We start from the raw sequence: 21919 nt of genomic DNA, 5'->3' as shown, positions 1-21919 counted from the left end.
GGTTTATTCACGTGGAAAAGATGAAGTTAAAACTACTCTATTCTGATTTGAAATCAGATATAGAAATCATCGAAAAAGAATTAGAAACAGCGTTGAATTCGTCTTCTCACTTCTTGAATGATGCTTCTCTTCACTTGTTAAAAGCTGGAGGGAAAAGAATTCGTCCCGTTTTCGTTTTACTTGCTGCTAAATTTGGTCAGTATGATATTGAAATGATAAAAAAAGTAGCAGTATCATTGGAGTTAATTCATATGGCTTCACTCGTTCATGATGATGTTATTGATGATTCGGAAATGAGAAGAGGAAGACCTACAGTTAAATCTCAATGGAATAACAGAGTGGCAATGTACACTGGCGACTTTATTTTTGCACGAGCACTGCAATATATTACTGATATCGATAATCCGAAAGCGCATCAAATTTTATCAGAAACGATGGTAGAAATTTGTGTTGGAGAGGTTATCCAAATCGAAGATAAAATGCAACTCGATCAAAATATGCGTGACTATTTTAGAAGGATTAAACGTAAAACCGCATTACTTATAGCATCTAGTTGCCATCTAGGTGCTGTTGTTGCGGGCGCAGACGAACGCGTTGCAAGCCATTTAAAGAGATTCGGTTATTTTGTCGGCATGTCTTTCCAGATTATCGACGATATTCTTGATTTGACATCAACAGACAAACAACTCGGTAAGCCGGCAGGAAGTGATTTACTACAAGGTAATATTACTTTGCCCGTTTTGTTAGTGAAAGATGACCCTACTATGCGTCCTCTCATTGAAAAAGCATTGGCTGGTACAATGACCGAAGATGAAAGACAAGAGTTTTTGGGGAAGATTCGTGAATCAGAAGCAATTAAGAAGGCGAAAAAGATAAGCGACACATATTTGCAAAAAGCATTACGTGAAGTTGAAGCTCTTCCGCAAAATTCGATCAAAAAATCTTTGCGTGATATCGCATTATATATGGGTAAGCGCAAATTTTAATACTATATGTTGAACTATCTGTCGGACAATGATAATATTTTACGGTGGGTATAAAACCTGTAAACATTTCTTAAGGAGTTGTATTTTAACAATGGCTATTCAAAAAACATTTCTAATGGTTAAACCTGATGGCGTTAAACGTCAATTAGTAGGTGAAATCGTAGATCGTTTCGAACGTAAAGGTTTCGAACTTAAAGGCGCTAAATTAATGCAAATTACTGAAGAGCTTGCAAAAAAACACTACGCAGAACATGCTGAACGTCCATTCTTCGGTGAATTAGTAGAATTCATCACTTCTGGTCCTGTATTCGCAATGGTATGGGAAGGCGAAAACGTAATCTCTGTAGCACGTTTAATGATGGGCGCTACAAACCCTGCTGAATCAGCTCCAGGAACAATTCGTGGAGATTACTCTACTACTGTTTCTCACAATGTTATTCACGGTTCAGATTCTTTAGCTGCAGCTGAACGTGAAATCGGTTTATTCTTCAACGAAAACGAATTAGTATAATTCATATTTTCAAAGCTGTTCGCAATTTTGCGGACAGCTTTTTTTCTCTGTTATTTTATAAGTTTAAAAATTCGAATAGATTTGTTTAAATTGTCAAACAAGTCTGCATTTCTACTATTTAAGTAATGACTTATATCCATTATAATAGAATTAGGTTGAAGGAGAGGGAAGATAAGCTTATGACGGATTACGAACAATTTGTAGAAAGTATTAAGAAAAAAACAAGAATTGACCTAGCTTTATACAAAGAGGCTCAAATGAAAAGGCGTTTAACATCTTTGTATGAAAAAAAAGGCTATAAAAGCTTCATCGATTTTTATAATGCATTAGACAAAGATCGTGCACTATTAGATGAATTTTTGGATCGTATGACTATTAATGTTTCCGAATTTTATCGTAACGGCAAGAGATGGGAAGTTCTTCAAAACAAAATATTCCCTCGTCTATTACAGCAAAATAAGAAATTGAAAATTTGGAGTGCCGCTTGTTCTACAGGTGAAGAACCATATTCTTTAGCGATGACGTTATCAAATCATGTGCCATTATCCCAAATCTCTATTACAGCAACAGATTTAGACGAAAATGCCATTGCAAAAGCAAAAGCGGGTGTTTATCCTGAACGCTCTTTAGCAGAAGTACCAAATGATATCAAAGAGAAGTATTTTGATAATGATGGCTCTTTTTATAAGGTTAAAAACGAAATAAAAAAAACAGTCACATTTAAAAAGCATAACCTATTAAAAGATACATATGATCAAAACTATGATTTAATTGTTTGCCGTAATGTGATGATATATTTCACTGAAGAAGCAAAGGATCAAATTTACGATAACTTTAGTAAGTCACTTCGTTCAGGTGGCGTATTATTTGTAGGTTCAACAGAACAAATTTTTAATCCTTCTAGATATCAATTAGATATTGAGGATACGTTTTTTTATAGAAAGCTGTAAATGTTTTTATATATATAGGTTAACGAAAGGACGCTTTTCGCAATGAATGCGAAAGGCGATTTTTTCTAAAATAGGTAGAAAATACAAATTAATAAGAGTTTGCAAAAGTTCAGTTTATTCACTGTTTTTTTGATTAAAATATGTTATAGTGAAAAACATATACTTTAGCGAGTTGAAGGGAGAAAGTGTTATGCGATATTTAACAGCAGGAGAGTCACACGGACCGCAATTAACAACAATCATTGAAGGGTTACCATCTCTATTGCCAATTACGGCAGAGTTAATAAATAAAGAATTAAAAAGACGTCAAGGTGGGCACGGTAGAGGTCGCCGTATGCAGATTGAAACGGATACAGTTGAAATCTTATCAGGCGTCCGCCATGGCAGTACTTTAGGCTCTCCAGTAGCGCTAGTTGTTACAAATGATGATTGGAAACACTGGACGAAAATCATGGGTGCAGAACCATTAGCAGAGGATGTTAATCCTGAAGAAATTAAACGTCAAATTTCTCGCCCTCGCCCTGGACATGCTGATCTAGTTGGTGGTATGAAATATGGTCATCGTGATTTACGAAATGTATTAGAGCGTTCTTCAGCTCGTGAAACAACCGTTCGAGTAGCGGTTGGTGCTGTAGCAAAAGCCCTTTTAGCAGAGTTAGGAATTTCAATTGTTTCTCATGTTACTGAAATTGGTGGAATTATTGCAAATCCTGAATCTACTGCTGGAAAATCGGTCGCTGAAATCCGCGCAATAATCGAAGAAGACGCATGCTATTGTGCAGATGCAGAAGCATCTCTAAAAATGGTTGAAGCAATTGATGAGGCTAAAAAAGCGGGTGATTCAATTGGTGGAGTTGTAGAGGTAATCGTAGAAGGTTTACCTGCTGGTATCGGTTCATACGTACATTATGATCGTAAATTAGATGCAAAACTAGCAGCTGCTATGTTAAGTATTAATGCATTTAAAGGGGTAGAGTTCGGTCTAGGCTTTGAAATGGCTCATCGCAAAGGTAGCGAAGTGCATGATGAGATTATTTGGTCTGAGGAAGACGGTTACACTAGAAGTTCAAATCGTCTAGGCGGTTTAGAAGGTGGTATGACAACAGGTATGCCAATTGTTGTCCGTGGAGTTATGAAGCCAATTCCTACTTTGTATAAACCGTTACAAAGTGTTGATATTGAAACAAAAGAACCATTTAAAGCAAGTGTTGAGCGCTCTGATAGTTGTGCAGTTCCTGCGGCTTCTGTTGTAGCAGAGCATGTTATTGCCTGGGAAATAGCAAATGCAGTAATGGAGCATTTCCATAGTGATCAATTACCACAGCTAAAGGAACAGCTTGCAGCGCATAAACAATATACGAAGGAGTTTTAACAATGAATATTCCAGTTAAAGCGAAATCCCATGCGTATGAAGTACAAATAAGTGCAAATAGTCTAACTGAAGCAGTTAAATCATTTGATCAACAACTCTCTAAGGCTGATAAAATTATTGTCTTTACAGATGAAAATGTATGGAAATTACATAGTGAACGCTTTACAGCGGAATTTCCATACCCATTTAAAGTGAATATATTAGCAGCGGGAGAAGATTGTAAAACATTTGAAAGCTTCTTTGCAGCACAATCATTTTTATTAGAACAAAAATGCACCCGAAAAACATTTGTTTTCGCATTTGGCGGAGGAGCAGTTGGTGACTTAACGGGGTTTGTTGCATCCACATTTATGCGTGGTATTCCATTTATTCAAATTCCTACTACGATATTAGCGCATGATAGTGCAGTTGGTGGTAAAACAGCTATTAATCATCCTCTAGGGAAGAATATGATTGGGGCATTTTATCAGCCCCAAGGAGTTTTATATGATATTTCATATTTAAAAACTTTACCAGAAAAAGAAGTGCGTTCTGGGATGGCAGAAGTGATTAAGCATGCACTTATTTCAGATGAAAAGTGGTTAGCGGAATTAATGTCTACAAACTCTATTTTGGATTTCAGTCAAGCTGACCTTGCTATGCACCTTGAGCAAGGTATTCGTGTTAAAGCTGGTATTGTTGCAGAAGATGAGGAAGAACATTCTGTTCGAAAGTTTTTAAACTTTGGTCATACATATGGCCATGCTATTGAGGCAGCCTCAGGTTTTGGTAAATTAGCACATGGTGAGGCAGTTATGATCGGGATGGTCTATGCACTTATTTTAAGTGAGCGATACGGTACAATACCTGCAACGGTTACTCGCTCCTTCATCGAATTTGCAATACGTAACGGCTACTCATTTGATGCAGTTAATCAGTTTACATTTGAACAACTACTAGACTATTTAATGAAAGATAAAAAAGCAGAATATGGCATCTTACAATTTGTTTTATTAAAGAAAATTGGTGAGCCGTTTGTTCAACAAATATCAATAGAAGAATGTCAAGAAATTGATGGTCTTCTTCGTGTGTTAATAAAGGAGGTGCTCGCGTGATTCGAGGAGTACGTGGAGCCATAACGGTGCAGTCTGATCAGGCGGCAATCGTTTTAGCAGAGACAGAGAAATTAATAGAAGAAATCGTAAAAGCTAATAATATTGTTGCAGACGATGTTGCATCAGTTGTCATTTCTACGACACCTGATATAGTTTCAGCATTCCCAGCGAAAGCAGTACGTACTATGGAAGGCTGGAGTTATGTGCCGGTTATGTGTATGCACGAGATGAATGTTCCTGATGCGTTGCCATTATGTATTCGAGTACTTTTGCACGTGAATACGGAAATTAGTCAGCAAGCGATTCGTCACATTTATTTAAATGACGCAGTTAAATTAAGACCCGATTTAGCAAAGTAATCAACTACTAAGGAAGAGGCGAACGTTCGATGAAATGGAAAGAACAAATCACAGGTATGAAAGCATATCAACCTGGAAAATCAATAGATGCAGTGAAAAAAGAATTTGGCTTAGATGAAATTGTTAAATTAGCATCAAATGAAAATCCATTTGGTAGCTCACCAAAAGTACGTGAATTTTTAGCAAATGAATCATTTAACTTCGCGTTGTATCCTGATGGTTATGCAACGAACTTACGTGCAGCGGTGGCTACTAAACTAGGCGTAGAAGAAAATGAATTAATTTTTGGTAACGGTTCTGACGAATTAATCAGTATTATTACACGTGCATTATTATATCCAGGTGTTAATACTGTTATGGCAAAACCAACATTTTCTCAATACGGCCTTAACGCAAAAATCGAAGGTGCTGAAATTCGTGAAGTACCTTTAGTAGATGGTAATCATGATTTAGATGCAATGCTTGAAGCAATTGATGACAATACAGCTGTTGTGTGGGTATGTAGCCCGAATAATCCAACAGGTGTAGTGGTAGAAGATGCACCATTACAAGCATTCCTGAAGAAAGTTCCGTCTGATGTATTGGTTGTGTTAGATGAAGCGTATTTTGAATATGTTACAAACGCTAGACATAAAGATACAATCCCTTATATTCAAGACTATCCAAATGTCATTATTTTAAGAACGTTCTCTAAAGCATATGGTCTTGCTGCTTTCCGCGTAGGATATGGTATTGCCAATAAAGAATTAATTGCAAAATTGGATCCAGTTCGTGGTCCTTTTAATAACACAGTTTTAAGCCAAGCGATCGCACAAGTCGCATTAGAAGATGATGCATATATCGAAAAATGTCGCGAGGAAAACAATAAAGGTAAAAAACAAATCGAAGAATTTTGCGGAAAAAATAATTTACATTTTTTTACAACTGATACGAATTTCATTCTAATGGAAGTGAAAGTTGACAGTGATGTTGTTTTCCAAGAATTGATGAAACGGGGTTTCATTATCCGTAGTGGTAATGCACTAGGTACACCAGGTTATATTCGTGTGACAATTGGTACACAAGCTCAAAATGAGGGTTTCTTAACACAATTAGAAGTAGTATTACAGGAGCAAGGAGTTTTTTCATGAAACAAACTGTTCTTGTTGTAGGGCTTGGCCTAATAGGTGGATCGATAGCATTAGCTCTACAAAAATCACCGAATGTCCGAGTGATTGGCTTTGATGCCAATTCAGACACATTACAAAGTGCAAAAGTACTTGGCGTCGTCCAAGATGTTACGAAAAATCCTGAAGAAACAGCAAAAAAAGTAGATATTATTATTTTTGCAACACCTGTAAATGCTACGCTAGAATGGATGGAGTCTCTTAAATCTTGGGAACTTCCAACTGCTACAATTGTGACAGATACAGGTAGTACAAAGTCATTAATTATGGAAAAAGCATTTGAGCTTCGCGAAAACGGCATTACATTTATCGGAGGCCACCCTATGGCAGGGTCCCATAAAAGTGGTGTATTAGCGGCCAAGCCTTATCTATTTGAAAATGCGTATTATATGCTCACACCTTTAGAAGGTGAGGACGAAGAAAAGATTAATATACTGCAGAATTTACTGCAATATACTAGCGCTAAATTAATGCGTGTTTCAGCTTCTGAACATGATCATATGACGTCCGTAGTAAGTCATTTTCCACACATAGTGGCAGCTTCTTTAGTTCATCAATTACATGCTGAGGGAGCTGATAACCCTATAACAAAAATGTTAGCAGCAGGGGGCTTTCGAGATTTGACACGAATTGCGTCTTCTAATCCTATTCTATGGCGCGATATAACGATGCAAAATCGTCAACAAATTGCAGGGCAATTGGCTGAGTGGCAAGCTGAAATGAAACGTGTAGAGGACCTTCTGATTACGGGAGAGGCAACTCAGATTGAGGATTATTTTGCAAAAGCTAAATCGGTGCGTGATGAGTTACCGATTAGTTCACAAGGTGCAATGTACATGACCTATGATTTATATGTAGATGTACCTGATTATCCTGGTAGTATTGCTGAAATTACAGCTTATCTAGCTGAGGAACAAATAAGTATTACGAATATTCGTATCGTGGAAACGCGAGAAGATGTCTTCGGTATTTTAGTTGTTAGTTTCCAAAATGCAGAAGATCGTGAACGTGCTGCTGCTTGTATACAAAAGCGCAGTCCATACGAAATTTATATTTCATAAAGGGTAGGTGAATAGAATGGTGAAGAGTAAATCTTTAGATTACAATAAGCCAACATTACGTGGGAAAATAACGGTTCCAGGTGATAAGTCAGTATCTCATCGTTCTATTATGTTCGGCGGAATTGCGAAAGGGCGCACGACGGTAAGTGGTTTTTTACTTGGTGATGATTGTTTAAATACAATTGCTTGTTTCCGTAAATTAGGTGTACAGATTGAACTTGATGGTACAAATGTCGTAATCGAGAGTAATGGCATGGCTACTTGGCAGGAACCAACTGATATTTTATATACCGGAAATTCTGGTACAACAACCCGCTTAATGCTCGGTTTACTGGCGGGCTCTAATGTCCATACAGTTTTAAATGGCGACGAGTCCATTGCTAAGCGTCCGATGAAACGTGTTATAAATCCATTACGAGAAATGGGTGCTAAAATAACAGGGCGTATGGATGGTCAATTTACGCCTCTTGCAATTCAAGGTACGAAGCTACAGGCAATAGACTATACAATGCCAGTGGCAAGTGCACAAGTGAAGTCCGCGATTTTATTAGCTGGTATTAATGCAGAAGGAATGACAGTTATTCGCGAGAAGGAAGTATCACGTGACCATACAGAGCGTATGCTTCGTCAATTTGGTGCAGAAATTACTAATGAAGATGGCATTGTGTCACTAAAAGGTGGTCAACAATTGACTGCTACTCATGTCGCTGTACCTGGCGATATTTCTTCTGCAGCGTTTTTCCTTGTTGCGGGAACGATTGCTAAAAATAGTGAAATAACGTTAGAGAACGTTGGTTTAAATCATACACGCACAGGTATTATTGAAGTATTGCAAGAAATGAATGCCAATATGTCGATTGAAATCGATGATGAATCAGCTTCTGAACCAACTGGAACTATCACTGTTTCGACTTCTGAATTGCAAGGTACGACAATTGGTGGCGACGTTATTCCTCGACTTATCGATGAAATCCCGATTCTTGCATTATTAGCAACACAGGCTAATGGACAAACTGTTATTAAAGATGCAGAAGAGCTGAAGGTAAAAGAAACAGACCGTATAACAGCAGTTGTGGATGAATTGAAAAAGCTTGGCGCAGATATAGTGGCGACAGATGATGGTATGATTATTAATGGACCAACACCTTTAACTGGTAGTACTATTCGAACATATGGAGATCACCGTATTGGCATGATGGGAGCAATTGCCGCACTTATTACTAAAGGTGCAATAGAGTTAGATGATGCTGATTGTATTGCAGTCTCTTACCCAACATTCTTTGAAGATGTACAAGCTGTAATTAATTGAATAAAATAAAAGCGAAAACTCTCCGCAAAATAGGAGGGTTTTTCCTTGTACATAAAGAATTTGTCATGTAGCATAATGATTGAAATTAATGAGAATAGGTGAAGCATTTGGATATTCAAAACAAAATGATAGAAGTAATTGAGCAAGGAAATTTAGAAGGTATACAAGATTTAATGGAACAGCTTAAAATGCAGGCTGATCCAAATGTACAGTATGAAATTGCTGAGCTGTTAGTAAATTACGGTTTTTTAACTGAAGCAGATCAATTATTTGGGCATTTACAATTTTTGTTCCCTGAAGAAACACAATTAAAAATTGACCGTGCTGTGTTGCTAATGGACATTGGAAATGAGGACGAGGCATTAGAAATGTTTATGTCTGTGCGTCCAGACGAACCAGAATATCCTCAAGTTTTATTAGCATTGGCGGATTATTATCAAATGCAAGGACTATATGAGGTCGCTGAACAACGTATTAACGAGGCATTAGAATTACTACCTACTGAACCTTTATTGCGTTTTGCAAAGGCAGAGCTCCTTTTAGAGCTAGGTCGTTTAGCTGAAGCAGCACGTCTTTATGGTGAGCTATACGAGGAACAAGAAGAGATTGCGGGTATCAGATTAGTTGAACGTCTTGCAGAAGTTCATCGCACGGGTGCGGCGTTTGAAGAAGCATTAACATATTATTTGAAAGCCCTTGATTATCATGTCGCACCTGATCTTTTATTTGGAGCAGCTTATTCGGCGTTCCAAACCCAAATGTATGAAACTGCAATAAAACATTTAGAAGAGTTAAAAGAAGTAGATCCAGATTATTTTGCAGCTTATTTATTATTAGCTGAGAGTTATGCAATGCAAGAAGAAAATAAAAAAGCATTGGAAATAATTCAAGAAGGCATCAAACGTGATGAATATGACAAAGAATTATATTTATTTGCCGGAAAGATGGCTTTGAAGAATAGTTTACCAAAAGAGGCTGAACAATATTTACGCGAAGCGGTTGCTCTTGATGGAGAATATATGGAAGCCATTTTAACGCTCGTTTCACTGTTAGCGCAAGATGAACGTGATGAAGAGGTTGTTGAATTAATCGAAATATTACGTAACGATGACTTCGATTGGTCTACATTATCTGCTTTTGCGGCACAATCTTATGACCGCCTAGAAGATTATAATCGTGCATACGAATTTTATACTTTGGCATATAATGACCATAAGGAAGATCCAGCATTTTTAGAAAAGTACGCGTATTTCTTAATCGAAGATGGCAAACGTGGGGAAGCTCACGAAGTCGTAAAACGATTAGTAGCACTACAGCCTGATGAGCCGACTTGGTTGGATCTCTTACAAACTTTCGAGTGAGAGGGGGAATCGGTATGACCGCTTCCGTTTCTGTGATGGATAAAAAGGTTTTCGTTCATTGGTTTTTAAAACGTTATCAGTTAAAGCGACGTGAATGTGTCTGGATTTTAAATTATTTACTTGGCCATGATGAATTGCTAGAGCATGTACATTTTGTTGAGGAAGCACATTATTGTCCACGAGCAATGGTCATGTCAACGACTGAATCATCTGGTATTCCATTTCGGTTTTATAAAGGAAATATTATGACAGCAGACGCTGAGAAATCATTCCACGATTTGAGGATGCACCCAGAAGAAGAAATGTATATTCAACTTAATTTCCCTAAATTACCACCAAGTAGCGAATACTTAGCGGTTCTTGAAGAGAACCCTCATATGCCAAAGTATTTGCACATTAGTGAAAAGGACCGCATGTTAGCAGAGGAAATATTGAACGATAGCATGAAGTCTTTTAGGGAAGAAACAATTTTAAAGCAAATCGATGAAGCCTTAGATAATAATGATAAAGAGAAGTTTTATGAATTATCAGCATTACTTAATGTCTTAAAAAATGTGAATGAATAGAAAAAACTTCATCCTTTAGATGAAGTTTTTTCTCGGGAGGAAATAAAAATGTTTTGGATTGGCAAAGATGTAGAAGTATTCGCAGCGCAAAAGGAATTTATAGACACAGCAATCGTGCCACTAACAGTTATTGATGGATCGTCAACGGGAATGAAGCAAAGCGCATCAGCAGCAGAATTTTTAATGTCGTTAACAGCTTTTGTTGAACAACAATTTAAAGGACGAGTTATGGTAATGCCACCATTTACCTATACGAATAGCATGGTAAAGAAGGATTATATTCAGTCAATAGACCAAGAATTAAAATTGGCTGGTTTTAAATATATCTTTTATATGACTTCAGATCATAGTTGGACAAGCGAAGTGCCTGAGCTATCTGTGTTGTGGCTACCATCTATTCCACTTGGTGATATGGATCAATCAGTAAAACAGTCAGTACTAAGTGATCAGATTCGACAAGTAGTACCAATGCTATCAGCTAAATGGTCTGAGCTGTAAGTTTCTTTCATGAAATGTTCACAAATCATGACAAAAGTGTCGAATGCGTTATTGACCTTCCATTTTGATTGATATATCATAGATATGTCCTAGTATTACTATTTTGTATAAGTTTGTCCGTTGGACTTACCTTTAAAGTTAGAGGGGGGAAAAGTATGAGTAACAATCGTGTAACAAGACGTCAATTTCTAAACTACACACTAACAGGTGTTGGTGGCTTCATGGCTGCTGGTATGTTAATGCCAATGGTTCGCTTTGCAGTTGACCCGGTATTACAGAAAAAAGAAGGCGGAGATTTCGTATTAACTAAGCAAAAAATCTCTGAATTAACAGAAACTCCTGTTAAAGTTGACTTTACTTTTGAACAAGTTGACGCTTGGTACAAATCTGATGTTACAAGTACAGCGTGGGTTTACAAAGAAGGCGACAAAGTTATCGCTCTTTCACCTGTATGTAAGCATTTAGGATGTACTGTAAACTGGGAAGGTGACCCAGCACACAAAAACCAATTCTTCTGCCCTTGTCACGCTGGCCGATATGAGAAAACTGGTGAGAACATCAAAGGTACACCACCACTTGGGCCGTTAGATGAGTTCGAAGTAAAAGCAAAAGACGGTCTATTAATGATCGGAAAAACAAGACCAAATACTTTAGTTTAAATGTAAGGGGGTACGACATCAGTGCTAAATAAAATCTATGATTGGGTCGATGAACGCTTAGATATCACACCAATTTGGCGCGATATAGCTGACCACGAAGTGCCAGAGCACGTTAACCCTGCACATCATTTTTCTGCATTCGTATATTGTTTTGGGGGCTTAACGTTCTTCGTTACAGTTATTCAAATCCTTTCAGGTATGTTTTTAACAATGTACTATGTTCCGGATATTGAAAATGCATGGAAATCTGTTTACTACCTTCAAAATGAAGTAGCATTCGGTGAGATTGTGCGTGGTATGCATCACTGGGGAGCTTCACTCGTAATTGTTATGATGTTCCTACATACATTACGTGTATTCTTCACAGGTTCATACAAAAAACCTCGTGAACTTAACTGGATTGTTGGGGTTCTAATTTTCGCAGTAATGTTAGGTCTTGGCTTTACAGGTTACTTACTTCCTTGGGATATGAAAGCATTATTCGCAACAAAAGTAGGTATTGAAATTGCTGCATCTGTACCATTTATTGGTCAAGCAATAAAAGTTTTACTTGCCGGAGATGCAACTATCCTCGGAGCACAAACATTAACAAGATTCTTTGCGATTCATGTATTCTTCTTACCAGCTGCTTTGCTTGGGTTGCTTGCAGCACACTTTGTAATGATTCGCAGACAAGGTATTTCAGGTCCATTATAAAATTTTAATGAACTTGAAGAATTACTAAAGGAGGGGACACAATGCATCGCGGAAAAGGAATGAAATTCGTAGGGGATTCTCGTGTGCCTTATAAGGCAAACAGAACTAAAACTCCACCAGACTATTCCGAATATCCGGGAAAAACAGAACCATTCTGGCCAGACTTTTTACTAAAAGAATGGATGGTTGGTGCTGTATTCCTAATTGGTTATTTAATCTTGACTGTTGCTCACCCGTCTCCACTTGAGGCGCAGGCTGATCCAACAAACACAGGTTATATACCTTTACCGGACTGGTATTTCTTATTCTTATACCAATTATTAAAATATGAATACGCTTCAGGTCCATATAACATTATCGGAGCTATGGTAATACCGGGTATCGCTTTCGGAGCCCTATTATTAGCACCATTCTTAGATAGAGGTCCAGAACGTCGCCCAATGAAACGCCCACTTCCAGTAGCGTTTATGTTATTAGCAATTGCTTCTATGATTTTCTTAACTTGGGAATCAGTAGTTAACCATGACTGGAAAGCAGCTGCAAAACAAGGTGCGATTGTTGAAACAGTCGAATTCGATAAAGAGTCTGATGGCTATAAAGTTTATGCTGGACAATCTTGTATTAACTGTCATGGTGAAAACCTTGAGGGTGGTGCAGGTCCATCATTAATGAACACAGGCTTAACTGCTGATGAAGTTGTTAAAATCGCTCATGATGGTATTGGTGGTATGCCTCCAGGCCAATATAAGGGTTCTGATGAAGATCTTCAAAAGCTTGCTGAGTTTATTGAAAGCTTAAAAGCTGAATAATACGTAATCAATTAAAAGAGTCAGGTAACTGGCTCTTTTTTAATTTTCAGTTGTATTGTCATAAGGTATAATTAAAATGATTATCATATGCATAACCGCAAATATCACTTATACTATTTATATACAAGTGAATGATACTAATTTACTTGTAAATACTAAATAATACATATTTCATATTGAAAAAGGAGTTATAATATGCCTACTATTGTTTCGAAATGTTGGGTCATACTAACACATCGTTCGTTTTTATGGCTTTTATTAATTATCAATGTGGTCGGTACAATTTGGGGCTATGATTGGTATGGCTGGCAATTAGAAATGACTAAACCAATATTTCTTATTTTTGTGCCAGATAGTCCTACTGCAAGCCTCTTTTTTAGTATAGCAATTGTCGGATGGTTGCTTGGACGACATTGGAAATTAATCGAGGCACTCGCTTTAATTACGCTTGTTAAGTATGGTCTGTGGGCTGTTGTGATGAACATTTGGGCACTTTTTGAAGACGGTTCAATTGGCTGGATGGGATGGATGTTAATCTTTTCTCATTTCATGATGGCTGTTCAAGGGATTCTGTATTTACCTGCTTACCGCTTCTCATTTAACCATGTATGGGTTGCGGCGATTTGGACTTTGCATAATGATGTCATTGATTATGTTTTTGGCCAAATGCCAATTTATCATATGTTGTCGGATTATGTTCAAACTATAGGTTACTTCACATTTTGGTTGTCAATTTGTTGTATATCACTGGCATTTTGGACAGCTAAAAAAAGCTTTTCATTTGCTCAAAGGTCATAGACACTTTAAAATAATAGTAAGCTAGTATTAGGAGGATGGTTAGTTTGTCAACTGCGATGTATATCGTGTATTTTATCGTATTATTACTGTTACCGATTTACGCTCAAATGAAAGTAAAAAGAACGTACAAACGGTACTCACAAGTTCGTTCAACTTCTGGAATGACAGGTGCAGAAGTTGCAAGATTAATCTTAGATCAGAACGGGTTAAGTAATGTCCGCGTAGTAGAGCAACAAGGTTTTTTATCTGATCACTATAATCCAGCAACAAAAACAGTTGCTTTATCTACTCATAACTATCATGAAGCATCTGTAGCAGGAACTGCTGTTGCTGCCCATGAATGTGGACATGCAATTCAACATAAAGAAGCGTATTCATTTTTGACTTTGCGCTCTAAATTAGTTCCTGTAGCAAATATTTCTTCAAATGCATCATGGATTTTCATTATGATTGGTTTAATTGCAACTATTCAACCTTTGTTACTAGTAGGGATCGTATTACTTGCAGCAGGAGTTGTATTCCAATTAGTTACATTACCAGTTGAATTTGATGCTTCAAAACGTGCGATGAATCAAATTGTTGAACATGGTATTATTCGGAACGAAGAAGAACCATATGCAAGAAAAGTTTTAAGTGCAGCAGCATTAACTTATGTTGCAGCGGCTGCGACAGCTGTAATGGAATTACTACGTCTAGTGTTAATTTATACGGGTATGAATAACGAAGACTAAAATTAACTGTACTACTACAAAATGGAAGACCTTTGAACTGAGAAATCAGTCAGAGGTCTTTTTTTGTTATAATAATGGGAAAAAATGAGATTTAAAATACATAAAATCAAAATTATGTTATAAAACTCTGTTTCTTTGTAGTCAAACTGTAATATATCTGTAATTGAAATAGCGTTGTTTATTACAAAAAATTTCTGTAAAGTAAGTCTTGTAGAAAAAAACAGTTACTAAATTACAAAAATAAATCAACCTATAATAGTTTGAATAAATATTGGAGAGTTTAAATCAATGAAAAAGAAAAATCTATTTACAGCAATTACAGCAGGTACATTAGCTTTAACGATTTCATTTACAGGGTTAACAAATGGTCAACAAAATACAGCTTCTGCAGAATCATTAACAACTACTAATAATGAAGTACATAAATCAAATGCAATTACAATGGTTGCTAGTTCAAAAGCTACTAAAATTAGTGGAAAATACAAAACAACAGCAGCATTAAATATGCGTACTAGCGCAAAAACAACTTCGAAAGTTCTTTTAACTGCTAAAAAAGGTGCTGTCGTTAAAGCATCTTATAAGAAAAAAGTTAATGGTACAACTTGGTATAAAGTTTCATATAACGGTAAAACAGGTTGGATGTCTTCAGCATATTTAAAGAAATATAAAAAAGTAAGCAAAGTTTCAAATAGTGCTACTGGATCAGATATTATTGATGCTGGTAGAAAATACTTAGGAGTTCCTTATGTATGGGGAGGCACTTCACCTTCTGGATTCGATTGCAGTGGTTTCACACAATATGCGTATAAACAAGCTGGACAAGGTAGTATTCCTCGTAACAGCCGTGCGCAGCGTGCAGCAGCGGCATATACAAGTAATCCTCAAGTTGGAGATTTAATATTCTTCTCTGCAAATCCCGGTGGAGATTACATTACACACGTAGGATTATATGCAGGTAATGGTCAAGTTTTACATGCTGCAGGTAACAAAGTTCAATATCAAAGTATTGCAAAAGGCAGTTACTGGGGTCCGCGTATCATGAGTTATGGTACTTTCCGTTAATATAAAGTCAAAGCCCGCAACAGTGGAAAAATTCCAGTGTTGCGGGCTTTTTTCTATGATTTTAGATTGTGTGTTTTACTTCTTATGGATTTTGAAATTCAATATAAAAAAGCAGATATAGTTGTACTATCTGCTTTAGAAAAAATAATTAATCGATTGGTTGCTTCTTATCGTCTAATGTAAAACCCTCACCAATTACATCATGAACTTCTGAGACAGAAACAAATGCATGAGGATCAACGGATTGTATAATACTTTTTAACCTAAATAATTCGTTTTTTGCAACGACACAGTAGATAACTTCACGATCTTCTTTAGTGTAATGACCATAACCTTTTAAAATCGTGACGCCTCGTTCCATTTGTTTAGTTATACGGTCAGCAATTTCATCTTGTTTTACGGAAATAATAATTGCTCCTCGTGCAGCATACGCACCATCTTGTACGAAGTCAATTACTCGAGCACTGACGAAGACAGCTACCAGTGTATACATCATTGAACGGGAATTAAGAAAAGTTGTCCATGACAGTACAATAACAACAGCGTCAAACATGAACATTGTTTTTCCCATCGGCCATCCGATATATTTATTAACTAGACGTGCAATAATATCAACACCTCCAGTAGTACCGCCATATCGGAATATAATACCGAGTCCAGCACCTAGGAAAACACCTGCGAATAATGCAACTAAAAACATATCGTCTTTCAAACCAATATCAACCTGATAAATTTGGAAGATTTTCATGAAAACAGAGACTGAAACTGTTCCAATCAATGTATAAACAAACATTTTACGTCCTAGTAATTTCCAACCGAGTATAAACATCGGTACATTTAGTACTAAGTTCATCAATGCTGGATCCCATTTAAAAACGAAGTACAAAATTAAAGTAATCCCTGTAAAGCCGCCTTCTCCTAGTTCATTTTGAACGTTAAAATTAATAAATCCAAAACTGAAGATAGCTGCACCAAGAATGATAAAGAGTACATTTTTAATTTTAATATTTGGCATTTAATTTTTCACCTCATTTTTGGTTAGTAGACTGTATAATAGAAAGGGCTAAAAGAAAAACTGATTAAGTAGTTAATCCATTAACTATTTGATTTACAATAGTGAGAGGTCTTTGACGATCGCTCTTGAGAAATCATATGGAAGAGTTTACATATTTTCTTTTATAGAAATATATTATCATGTATTTTCGACATTTTGACAACAACAAGTATTATTGATTACGATAGATAGAGGAGAGTTGTATATATGAGCAAGGAAGTAACAATGCAACAAATGCAAAAACAAGTAGATGATTATATAGGACAGTTTAAAGAAGGCTACTTTCCGCCATTTGAATTATTAGCACGATTGACGGAGGAACTTGGCGAATTATCAAGAGAAGTGCAAAATGTCTATGGCATGAAAAAGAAAAAGCCTACAGAAGCAGCAAAATCATTAGAAGAAGAATTTGGAGACTTTTTATTTGTCCTCATTTGCTTTGCTAATGCAGAGAATATTAATATGGCTGATGCTTTACAAAGAGTTTTACATAAATTTGAAACGCGCGATAAAGATCGCTGGACTAGAAAGGAAGAGAATTAATGACAATTCGTGTTGCAATAGCTGGGCCAAGAGGTAAAATGGGATCCGAAGCTGTACATACAGTAATGAAGAGCGATCAAATGGAATTAGTAGCGGTACTAGACCATAGAGAAATTGCAAATTCACTGGAGAATTATACAGAATTCCCTAATACTTATCATGTACCTGTTTTTAGAAATTTAGAAGATTTATTTAGAACGTCGAAACCAGATGTTTTTGTGGATTTAACGGCGCCTGAAGCTGTGTATAAGCATACGAAAGTAGCACTACAAAATGGTGTTCGTCCAGTTATTGGTACGACTGGTTTTACAGATGAACAATTAGAAGAATTAACAGAACTATCCGCTAATTTACAACTTGGTGCCATCATTGCACCAAATTTTGCAATAGGTGCAGTTTTAATGATGAAATTTTCACAAATGGCAGCAGCTTATTTACCAGAAGTCGAAATAATTGAAATGCATCATGATAGAAAATTAGATGCTCCTTCAGGTACGGCGATTAAAACTGCCCAGTTGATACAAGAAAATAGAAGAAGTCACAAACAAGGACATCCAGATGAAGTAGAAACACTTCCAGGTGCTAGAGGTGCTGATTTTGAAGGTTTACGAATTCATAGCGTACGTCTTCCTGGACTTGTAGCTCATCAGCAAGTACTATTTGGTGGAGAAGGACAATTACTCACTCTACGCCACGATTCATTTAACCGTAACTCATTTATGTCAGGTGTAAAGTTTTCAATTGAAAAAGTAATGGAACTAGATGAATTAGTATACGGCTTAGAAAATATTTTATAAGAATGGAATGAGCTCTGTGAAAATAACTTTAATCGCGCATGATAATAAAAAGGATAGTTTAATCCAATTCGTAACAGCATATCGTGATATTTTAGCCGAACATAGCTTATATGCGACAGGAACGACAGGACAGCGTGTAATTGATGAAACGGGTTTACCAGTTACAAGATTCCGTTCAGGGCCTCTTGGAGGAGATCAACAAATTGGTAGTATGATTGCTGACAATGACATGGATATGATTATTTTCTTCCGAGACCCATTAACAGCACAACCACATGAGCCAGATGTTTCAGCTTTAATTCGCTTATGTGATGTCTATCAAATTCCTTTAGCAACAAATATGGGGACTGCTGAGGTCTTACTTAAAGGTCTACAAGAAGGTTTTATAGATTGGCGTTTAATAGAAGAACGAAGAAATTAATGCCTTCACCAATGACTAACTGTTAAAATGAATTAATTCCCGCGAGTATTTAAATAAATATTCTATAAAAATAGATGCAAGTAAGAAAGGAAGTGGTCGGGTGCGTAAAATGAAAATTGGTATAACTTGTTATCCGACCGTTGGAGGCTCGGGTGTTATCGCTACTGAGCTTGGTAAGATGCTGGCTGAGAAAGGTCATGAAATTCATTTCATCACTTCTAGTATGCCTTTTCGCTTAAATAAAATTTATCCAACTATTTTTTATCATGAAGTTGAAGTAAATAGTTATTCCGTATTTCAACATTCTCCGTATGATATTGCGTTAGCAAGTAAAATGGCAGATGTTATTAAAAGTGAGAAACTAGATGTGCTGCATGTGCATTATGCTATTCCACACGCTGTATGTGCTGTGTTGGGACGAGATATGGCTGGTGAAGATGTCGGTATAGTTACAACGCTCCACGGTACTGATATTACGGTATTAGGATATGATTCATCACTTACTGGCGCAATCCGCTATGGTATTGAAAAATCTGATATTGTCACAGCAGTTTCGGATTCCTTGAAGAGTCAAACTTATGAACTAATCGAAACAAAAAAAACAATCGAAACAATTTATAATTTTGTTGATGAACGGGAATATACACCAAAAGATGGCACACAATTAAAGCGAGATTTTGGCATATTGGATAATGAACGGGTACTAATACATGTATCGAATTTCCGAAAAGTAAAGCATATTCCAGATATTATAAAAACATTTATTCAAGTGAGAACGCAAATGCCTGCCAAATTACTACTTGTTGGAGATGGACCTGAAAAGCATCGAATTATGGAAGAAATAAAGAAATGTCCATTTGTAAATGATATTTTGTTTTTAGGAAAACAAGATAATTTATCTGAGCTTTATGCGATGAGTGATTTGAAATTACTCATGTCTGAAAAAGAATCGTTTGGCCTTGTTTTATTAGAGGCAATGGCTTGTGGAGTACCTGGTATTGGTACGAATGTTGGCGGTATACCAGAAGTGATTGAACATGGTCAGAATGGTTATATAGTAGAGTTAGGTGATACAAATCAAGCAGCTACATATGCTATCGATCTACTACAAGACGAAAACAAATTACAATCTTTCCGTGAAGCGGCAATTTATAGAGCAAATCATTGCTTCCATTCCTCAAAAATAGTGGAACAATACGAGGCTCTCTATGCGAAGGTGGCGCGGAAAAATGAAGTTAGATGAGAATTGGCAAGCTGCTTTTGAAATCGTACAATCCTTAGAGAAGTTTGGTTATGAAGCGGTTATTGTTGGAGGCGCAGTAAGAGATTATTTACGAGGCCAATTAGCCAATGACGTCGATATTGCAACGAGTGCTTTACCTGAAGAGGTGAAGACTGTTTTTTCCCGTACTGCAGATGTCGGTATCGCACATGGAACAGTATTAGTTATTCATCCTCTTAGTCCTGTAGAAGTCACAACATATCGAACAGAAGGAGAGTATGCAGATCATCGTCGTCCTAATGATGTGCAATTTGTACGTTCCTTAGAAGAAGATTTAAAACGTCGTGATTTCACTATTAATGCTATGGCTATGCGTGGGTCTAAAGAAATAGTAGATCTATTTGGTGGACAAAGTGATTTATCATCTCAAATAATACGAGCTGTGGGAAATGCTAGTAGTCGTTTTAGTGAGGATGCACTGCGAATGCTTCGCGCAATTCGATTTAGTGCTCAGCTCGGCTTTGCTATTGAAGAAGAAACTTTCAAAGCGATCCGTAATCAAGCAATAGATATAAGCTTTATTGCAAAAGAACGAATAAAAATAGAATTTGACAAAGTGTGGACAAGTTCAAATGCGCAAAAAGCGATTCGTTACCTAAATGATACGAGGCTTGTCGACCATTTACCTGGGGATTTTTCGAAGAATGTGGAGTATTGGAGTACTTTCGAAAGCTTTGGAAATCCAGTTAATGGATGGGCGTTTTTCATTCTATTACAGCAGGATGAAAATGCTGTCCAACTTTTAAATACATTTAATTGTTCAAACAAAGAAAAAAATTATGTGAAACAAGTATTACAAGCTTATGAAATTAGGACTACTACTGGATGGACTTCGAGTGACTATTTTGAGTTTGACTTACCAATATTAGAAATTGCAAATGATTTTGCGATAAAATTCTACCATACTAATGACAATTTAAAACGATCCGAAATTGTACAGAAAAAGAATGCACTAGCCATTCAATCTCGTTCTGAAATTGTCGTCAATGGACGAGACTTGATTGAGTGGAGCGGTAAAAAAAGTGGACCGTGGTTAAAAATGGTGATTGATAAAATGGTTGATGAAATACTATTAAATAAACTTGTAAATGATCGACAAAAAATAAAAGATTGGTTTTTGAATGAGTATACGAGTTAGGATCCAAAACGCTTCTATACAAGCATTCTAAGCTCAATTAATTTATTGAATTCCGAACAGGTGACTAAAAAGCGACCAAATTAAAAAACGTCGTCTATTAAGTCACCTGTTTTTGCTTTGTCTTTTTTGGTCAAATGACTATAAGTATTTAATGTTTCCTGAATGAAGGAGTGCCCTAATTGTTCCTGAATAATTTAACAGTTTACATTTTGAATTACCATGTATTGTGCCCAAGAGTACTATAATCCACGGATTTAATTTTTCAGATTCATTTATTAAATCATTTTTAAGTAATAAGAATAAGTAGTTCTTGTACCTACTTCAATATGTGCAGCGATTGTTTCGATTTTTGGATTATATAATTAGGATTCTTCATTTACCTCGCCAAAGGAATATTGTCCTTTTACTCCAAAGTAATCAGTTAAAATTATTACAGAATCTAATTTAGGATCTACATCCCCATTTTCCAAAAGACTAATAGAACTTTTACTTAATTTCGTATTATATTCCATATGCCGATAAGTTCGGCTACTAAGGAATTAAGAGAACAAGAATGAAAAGAGAAAGATCTGACAACTCCGTTAAAAGTGTTGCCCTATTTTTCAAATCTAGCGAACTATATCAATTATCAGGAATAATCTTTAGGGTAAAAGCATCTATTGATAGAAACATAGTTTTAGTACATCACAAAAGTTC

24 protein-coding genes are annotated in these 21919 nt (G+C 36.4%); 23 read left to right on the top strand and 1 reads right to left on the bottom strand.

Going from position 1 to position 21919, the window contains the following annotated elements:
* The first annotated feature begins 11 nt into the window (after positions 1 to 11).
* The 18 genes from hepT to MHH98_RS15600 all read left to right on the top strand — a co-directional run bounded on the left by hepT (position 12) and on the right by MHH98_RS15600 (position 15988).
* Complete coding sequence (gene hepT, locus MHH98_RS15685) at positions 12 to 986, top strand: heptaprenyl diphosphate synthase component II (protein ID WP_038190681.1); 975 nt, start codon at positions 12 to 14, stop codon at positions 984 to 986.
* Between the two features lie 91 nt (positions 987 to 1077).
* Entirely contained in the window at positions 1078 to 1497 is a 420-nt protein-coding gene (gene ndk / locus MHH98_RS15680; protein WP_038190677.1) for a nucleoside-diphosphate kinase, read from the top strand.
* A 179-nt stretch (positions 1498 to 1676) separates the two neighbouring features.
* Positions 1677 to 2447 (top strand): CheR family methyltransferase, encoded by a 771-nt coding sequence (locus MHH98_RS15675; protein WP_340713219.1) that lies wholly within the window; start codon positions 1677 to 1679, stop codon positions 2445 to 2447.
* A 190-nt stretch (positions 2448 to 2637) separates the two neighbouring features.
* A complete protein-coding gene (gene aroC, locus MHH98_RS15670; protein ID WP_038190673.1) occupies positions 2638 to 3819 on the top strand; it encodes a chorismate synthase in 1182 nt (393 codons plus the stop codon).
* A gap of 2 nt (positions 3820 to 3821) precedes the next feature.
* The gene (aroB, locus tag MHH98_RS15665; protein ID WP_038190672.1) at positions 3822 to 4913 is read left to right on the top strand and encodes a 3-dehydroquinate synthase; all 1092 of its coding nucleotides are present in this window, start codon (positions 3822 to 3824) and stop codon (positions 4911 to 4913) included.
* On the top strand, positions 4910 to 5272 hold the full coding sequence (gene aroH, locus MHH98_RS15660) for a chorismate mutase (protein WP_038190663.1): 363 nt from the start codon (positions 4910 to 4912) through the stop codon (positions 5270 to 5272). The genes aroB and aroH overlap by 4 nt, the downstream gene beginning before the upstream one ends.
* Positions 5273 to 5301: 29 nt before the next feature.
* On the top strand, positions 5302 to 6402 hold the full coding sequence (gene hisC, locus MHH98_RS15655; RefSeq protein WP_038190662.1) for a histidinol-phosphate transaminase: 1101 nt from the start codon (positions 5302 to 5304) through the stop codon (positions 6400 to 6402).
* Entirely contained in the window at positions 6399 to 7499 is a 1101-nt protein-coding gene (locus MHH98_RS15650; RefSeq protein ID WP_038190661.1) for a prephenate dehydrogenase, read from the top strand. The genes hisC and MHH98_RS15650 overlap by 4 nt, the downstream gene beginning before the upstream one ends.
* A gap of 16 nt (positions 7500 to 7515) precedes the next feature.
* Complete coding sequence (gene aroA / locus MHH98_RS15645; RefSeq protein WP_445684009.1) at positions 7516 to 8808, top strand: 3-phosphoshikimate 1-carboxyvinyltransferase; 1293 nt, start codon at positions 7516 to 7518, stop codon at positions 8806 to 8808.
* A gap of 125 nt (positions 8809 to 8933) precedes the next feature.
* The gene (locus tag MHH98_RS15640) at positions 8934 to 10169 is read left to right on the top strand and encodes a tetratricopeptide repeat protein (RefSeq protein ID WP_038191192.1); all 1236 of its coding nucleotides are present in this window, start codon (positions 8934 to 8936) and stop codon (positions 10167 to 10169) included.
* Between the two features lie 14 nt (positions 10170 to 10183).
* Positions 10184 to 10735 (top strand): ReoY family proteolytic degradation factor, encoded by a 552-nt coding sequence (locus MHH98_RS15635; RefSeq protein WP_038190650.1) that lies wholly within the window; start codon positions 10184 to 10186, stop codon positions 10733 to 10735.
* A 48-nt stretch (positions 10736 to 10783) separates the two neighbouring features.
* The gene (locus MHH98_RS15630; protein WP_038190647.1) at positions 10784 to 11233 is read left to right on the top strand and encodes a YpiF family protein; all 450 of its coding nucleotides are present in this window, start codon (positions 10784 to 10786) and stop codon (positions 11231 to 11233) included.
* A 155-nt stretch (positions 11234 to 11388) separates the two neighbouring features.
* The gene (locus MHH98_RS15625) at positions 11389 to 11892 is read left to right on the top strand and encodes a QcrA and Rieske domain-containing protein (RefSeq protein ID WP_038190642.1); all 504 of its coding nucleotides are present in this window, start codon (positions 11389 to 11391) and stop codon (positions 11890 to 11892) included.
* A gap of 21 nt (positions 11893 to 11913) precedes the next feature.
* Complete coding sequence (gene qcrB / locus MHH98_RS15620; protein WP_038190639.1) at positions 11914 to 12588, top strand: menaquinol-cytochrome c reductase cytochrome b subunit; 675 nt, start codon at positions 11914 to 11916, stop codon at positions 12586 to 12588.
* A 41-nt stretch (positions 12589 to 12629) separates the two neighbouring features.
* Positions 12630 to 13397 carry a menaquinol-cytochrome c reductase cytochrome b/c subunit gene (locus tag MHH98_RS15615; protein ID WP_038190636.1) on the top strand — a complete coding sequence of 256 codons (768 nt, stop codon included), beginning with the start codon at positions 12630 to 12632 and terminating at the stop codon, positions 13395 to 13397.
* 195 nt (positions 13398 to 13592) lie between these two features.
* Positions 13593 to 14195 carry a DUF1405 domain-containing protein gene (locus MHH98_RS15610; protein WP_340713218.1) on the top strand — a complete coding sequence of 201 codons (603 nt, stop codon included), beginning with the start codon at positions 13593 to 13595 and terminating at the stop codon, positions 14193 to 14195.
* Positions 14196 to 14251: 56 nt separating this feature from the next.
* Positions 14252 to 14926, top strand: coding sequence for a zinc metallopeptidase (locus MHH98_RS15605; protein ID WP_038191191.1), 675 nt, complete (start codon positions 14252 to 14254; stop codon positions 14924 to 14926).
* A 288-nt stretch (positions 14927 to 15214) separates the two neighbouring features.
* Positions 15215 to 15988 (top strand): C40 family peptidase, encoded by a 774-nt coding sequence (locus tag MHH98_RS15600; RefSeq protein WP_076065186.1) that lies wholly within the window; start codon positions 15215 to 15217, stop codon positions 15986 to 15988.
* A 148-nt stretch (positions 15989 to 16136) separates the two neighbouring features.
* Here the strand turns inward: MHH98_RS15600 and MHH98_RS15595 are convergent, their stop codons facing one another.
* Positions 16137 to 17003, bottom strand: a complete 867-nt coding sequence (locus MHH98_RS15595) for a YitT family protein (protein ID WP_038190618.1) — start codon at positions 17001 to 17003, stop codon at positions 16137 to 16139.
* Between the two features lie 246 nt (positions 17004 to 17249).
* Between MHH98_RS15595 and MHH98_RS15590 the strand changes: the two genes are divergently transcribed.
* From MHH98_RS15590 to MHH98_RS15570, 5 genes are all read left to right on the top strand, one after another.
* A complete protein-coding gene (locus MHH98_RS15590; protein WP_038190615.1) occupies positions 17250 to 17585 on the top strand; it encodes a nucleotide pyrophosphohydrolase in 336 nt (111 codons plus the stop codon).
* Positions 17585 to 18382 carry a 4-hydroxy-tetrahydrodipicolinate reductase gene (dapB, locus tag MHH98_RS15585; RefSeq protein WP_038190612.1) on the top strand — a complete coding sequence of 266 codons (798 nt, stop codon included), beginning with the start codon at positions 17585 to 17587 and terminating at the stop codon, positions 18380 to 18382. The genes MHH98_RS15590 and dapB overlap by 1 nt, the downstream gene beginning before the upstream one ends.
* Positions 18383 to 18398: 16 nt before the next feature.
* Positions 18399 to 18803, top strand: coding sequence for a methylglyoxal synthase (gene mgsA, locus MHH98_RS15580; RefSeq protein WP_038190609.1), 405 nt, complete (start codon positions 18399 to 18401; stop codon positions 18801 to 18803).
* Between the two features lie 100 nt (positions 18804 to 18903).
* Positions 18904 to 20046, top strand: a complete 1143-nt coding sequence (gene bshA, locus MHH98_RS15575) for an N-acetyl-alpha-D-glucosaminyl L-malate synthase BshA (RefSeq protein WP_038190606.1) — start codon at positions 18904 to 18906, stop codon at positions 20044 to 20046.
* On the top strand, positions 20033 to 21223 hold the full coding sequence (locus MHH98_RS15570) for a CCA tRNA nucleotidyltransferase (RefSeq protein WP_340713216.1): 1191 nt from the start codon (positions 20033 to 20035) through the stop codon (positions 21221 to 21223). Before bshA ends, MHH98_RS15570 begins: the two co-directional genes overlap by 14 nt.
* Positions 21224 to 21919 lie beyond the last annotated feature (696 nt).

It is taken from the genome of Viridibacillus sp. FSL H8-0110, assembly GCF_038003565.1.
Classification (GTDB): Bacteria; Bacillota; Bacilli; order Bacillales_A; family Planococcaceae; genus Viridibacillus; species Viridibacillus arenosi.
The sequence above is the reverse complement of the archived record's forward strand: the minus strand, read 5'-3'. Positions and strand labels throughout refer to the sequence as shown.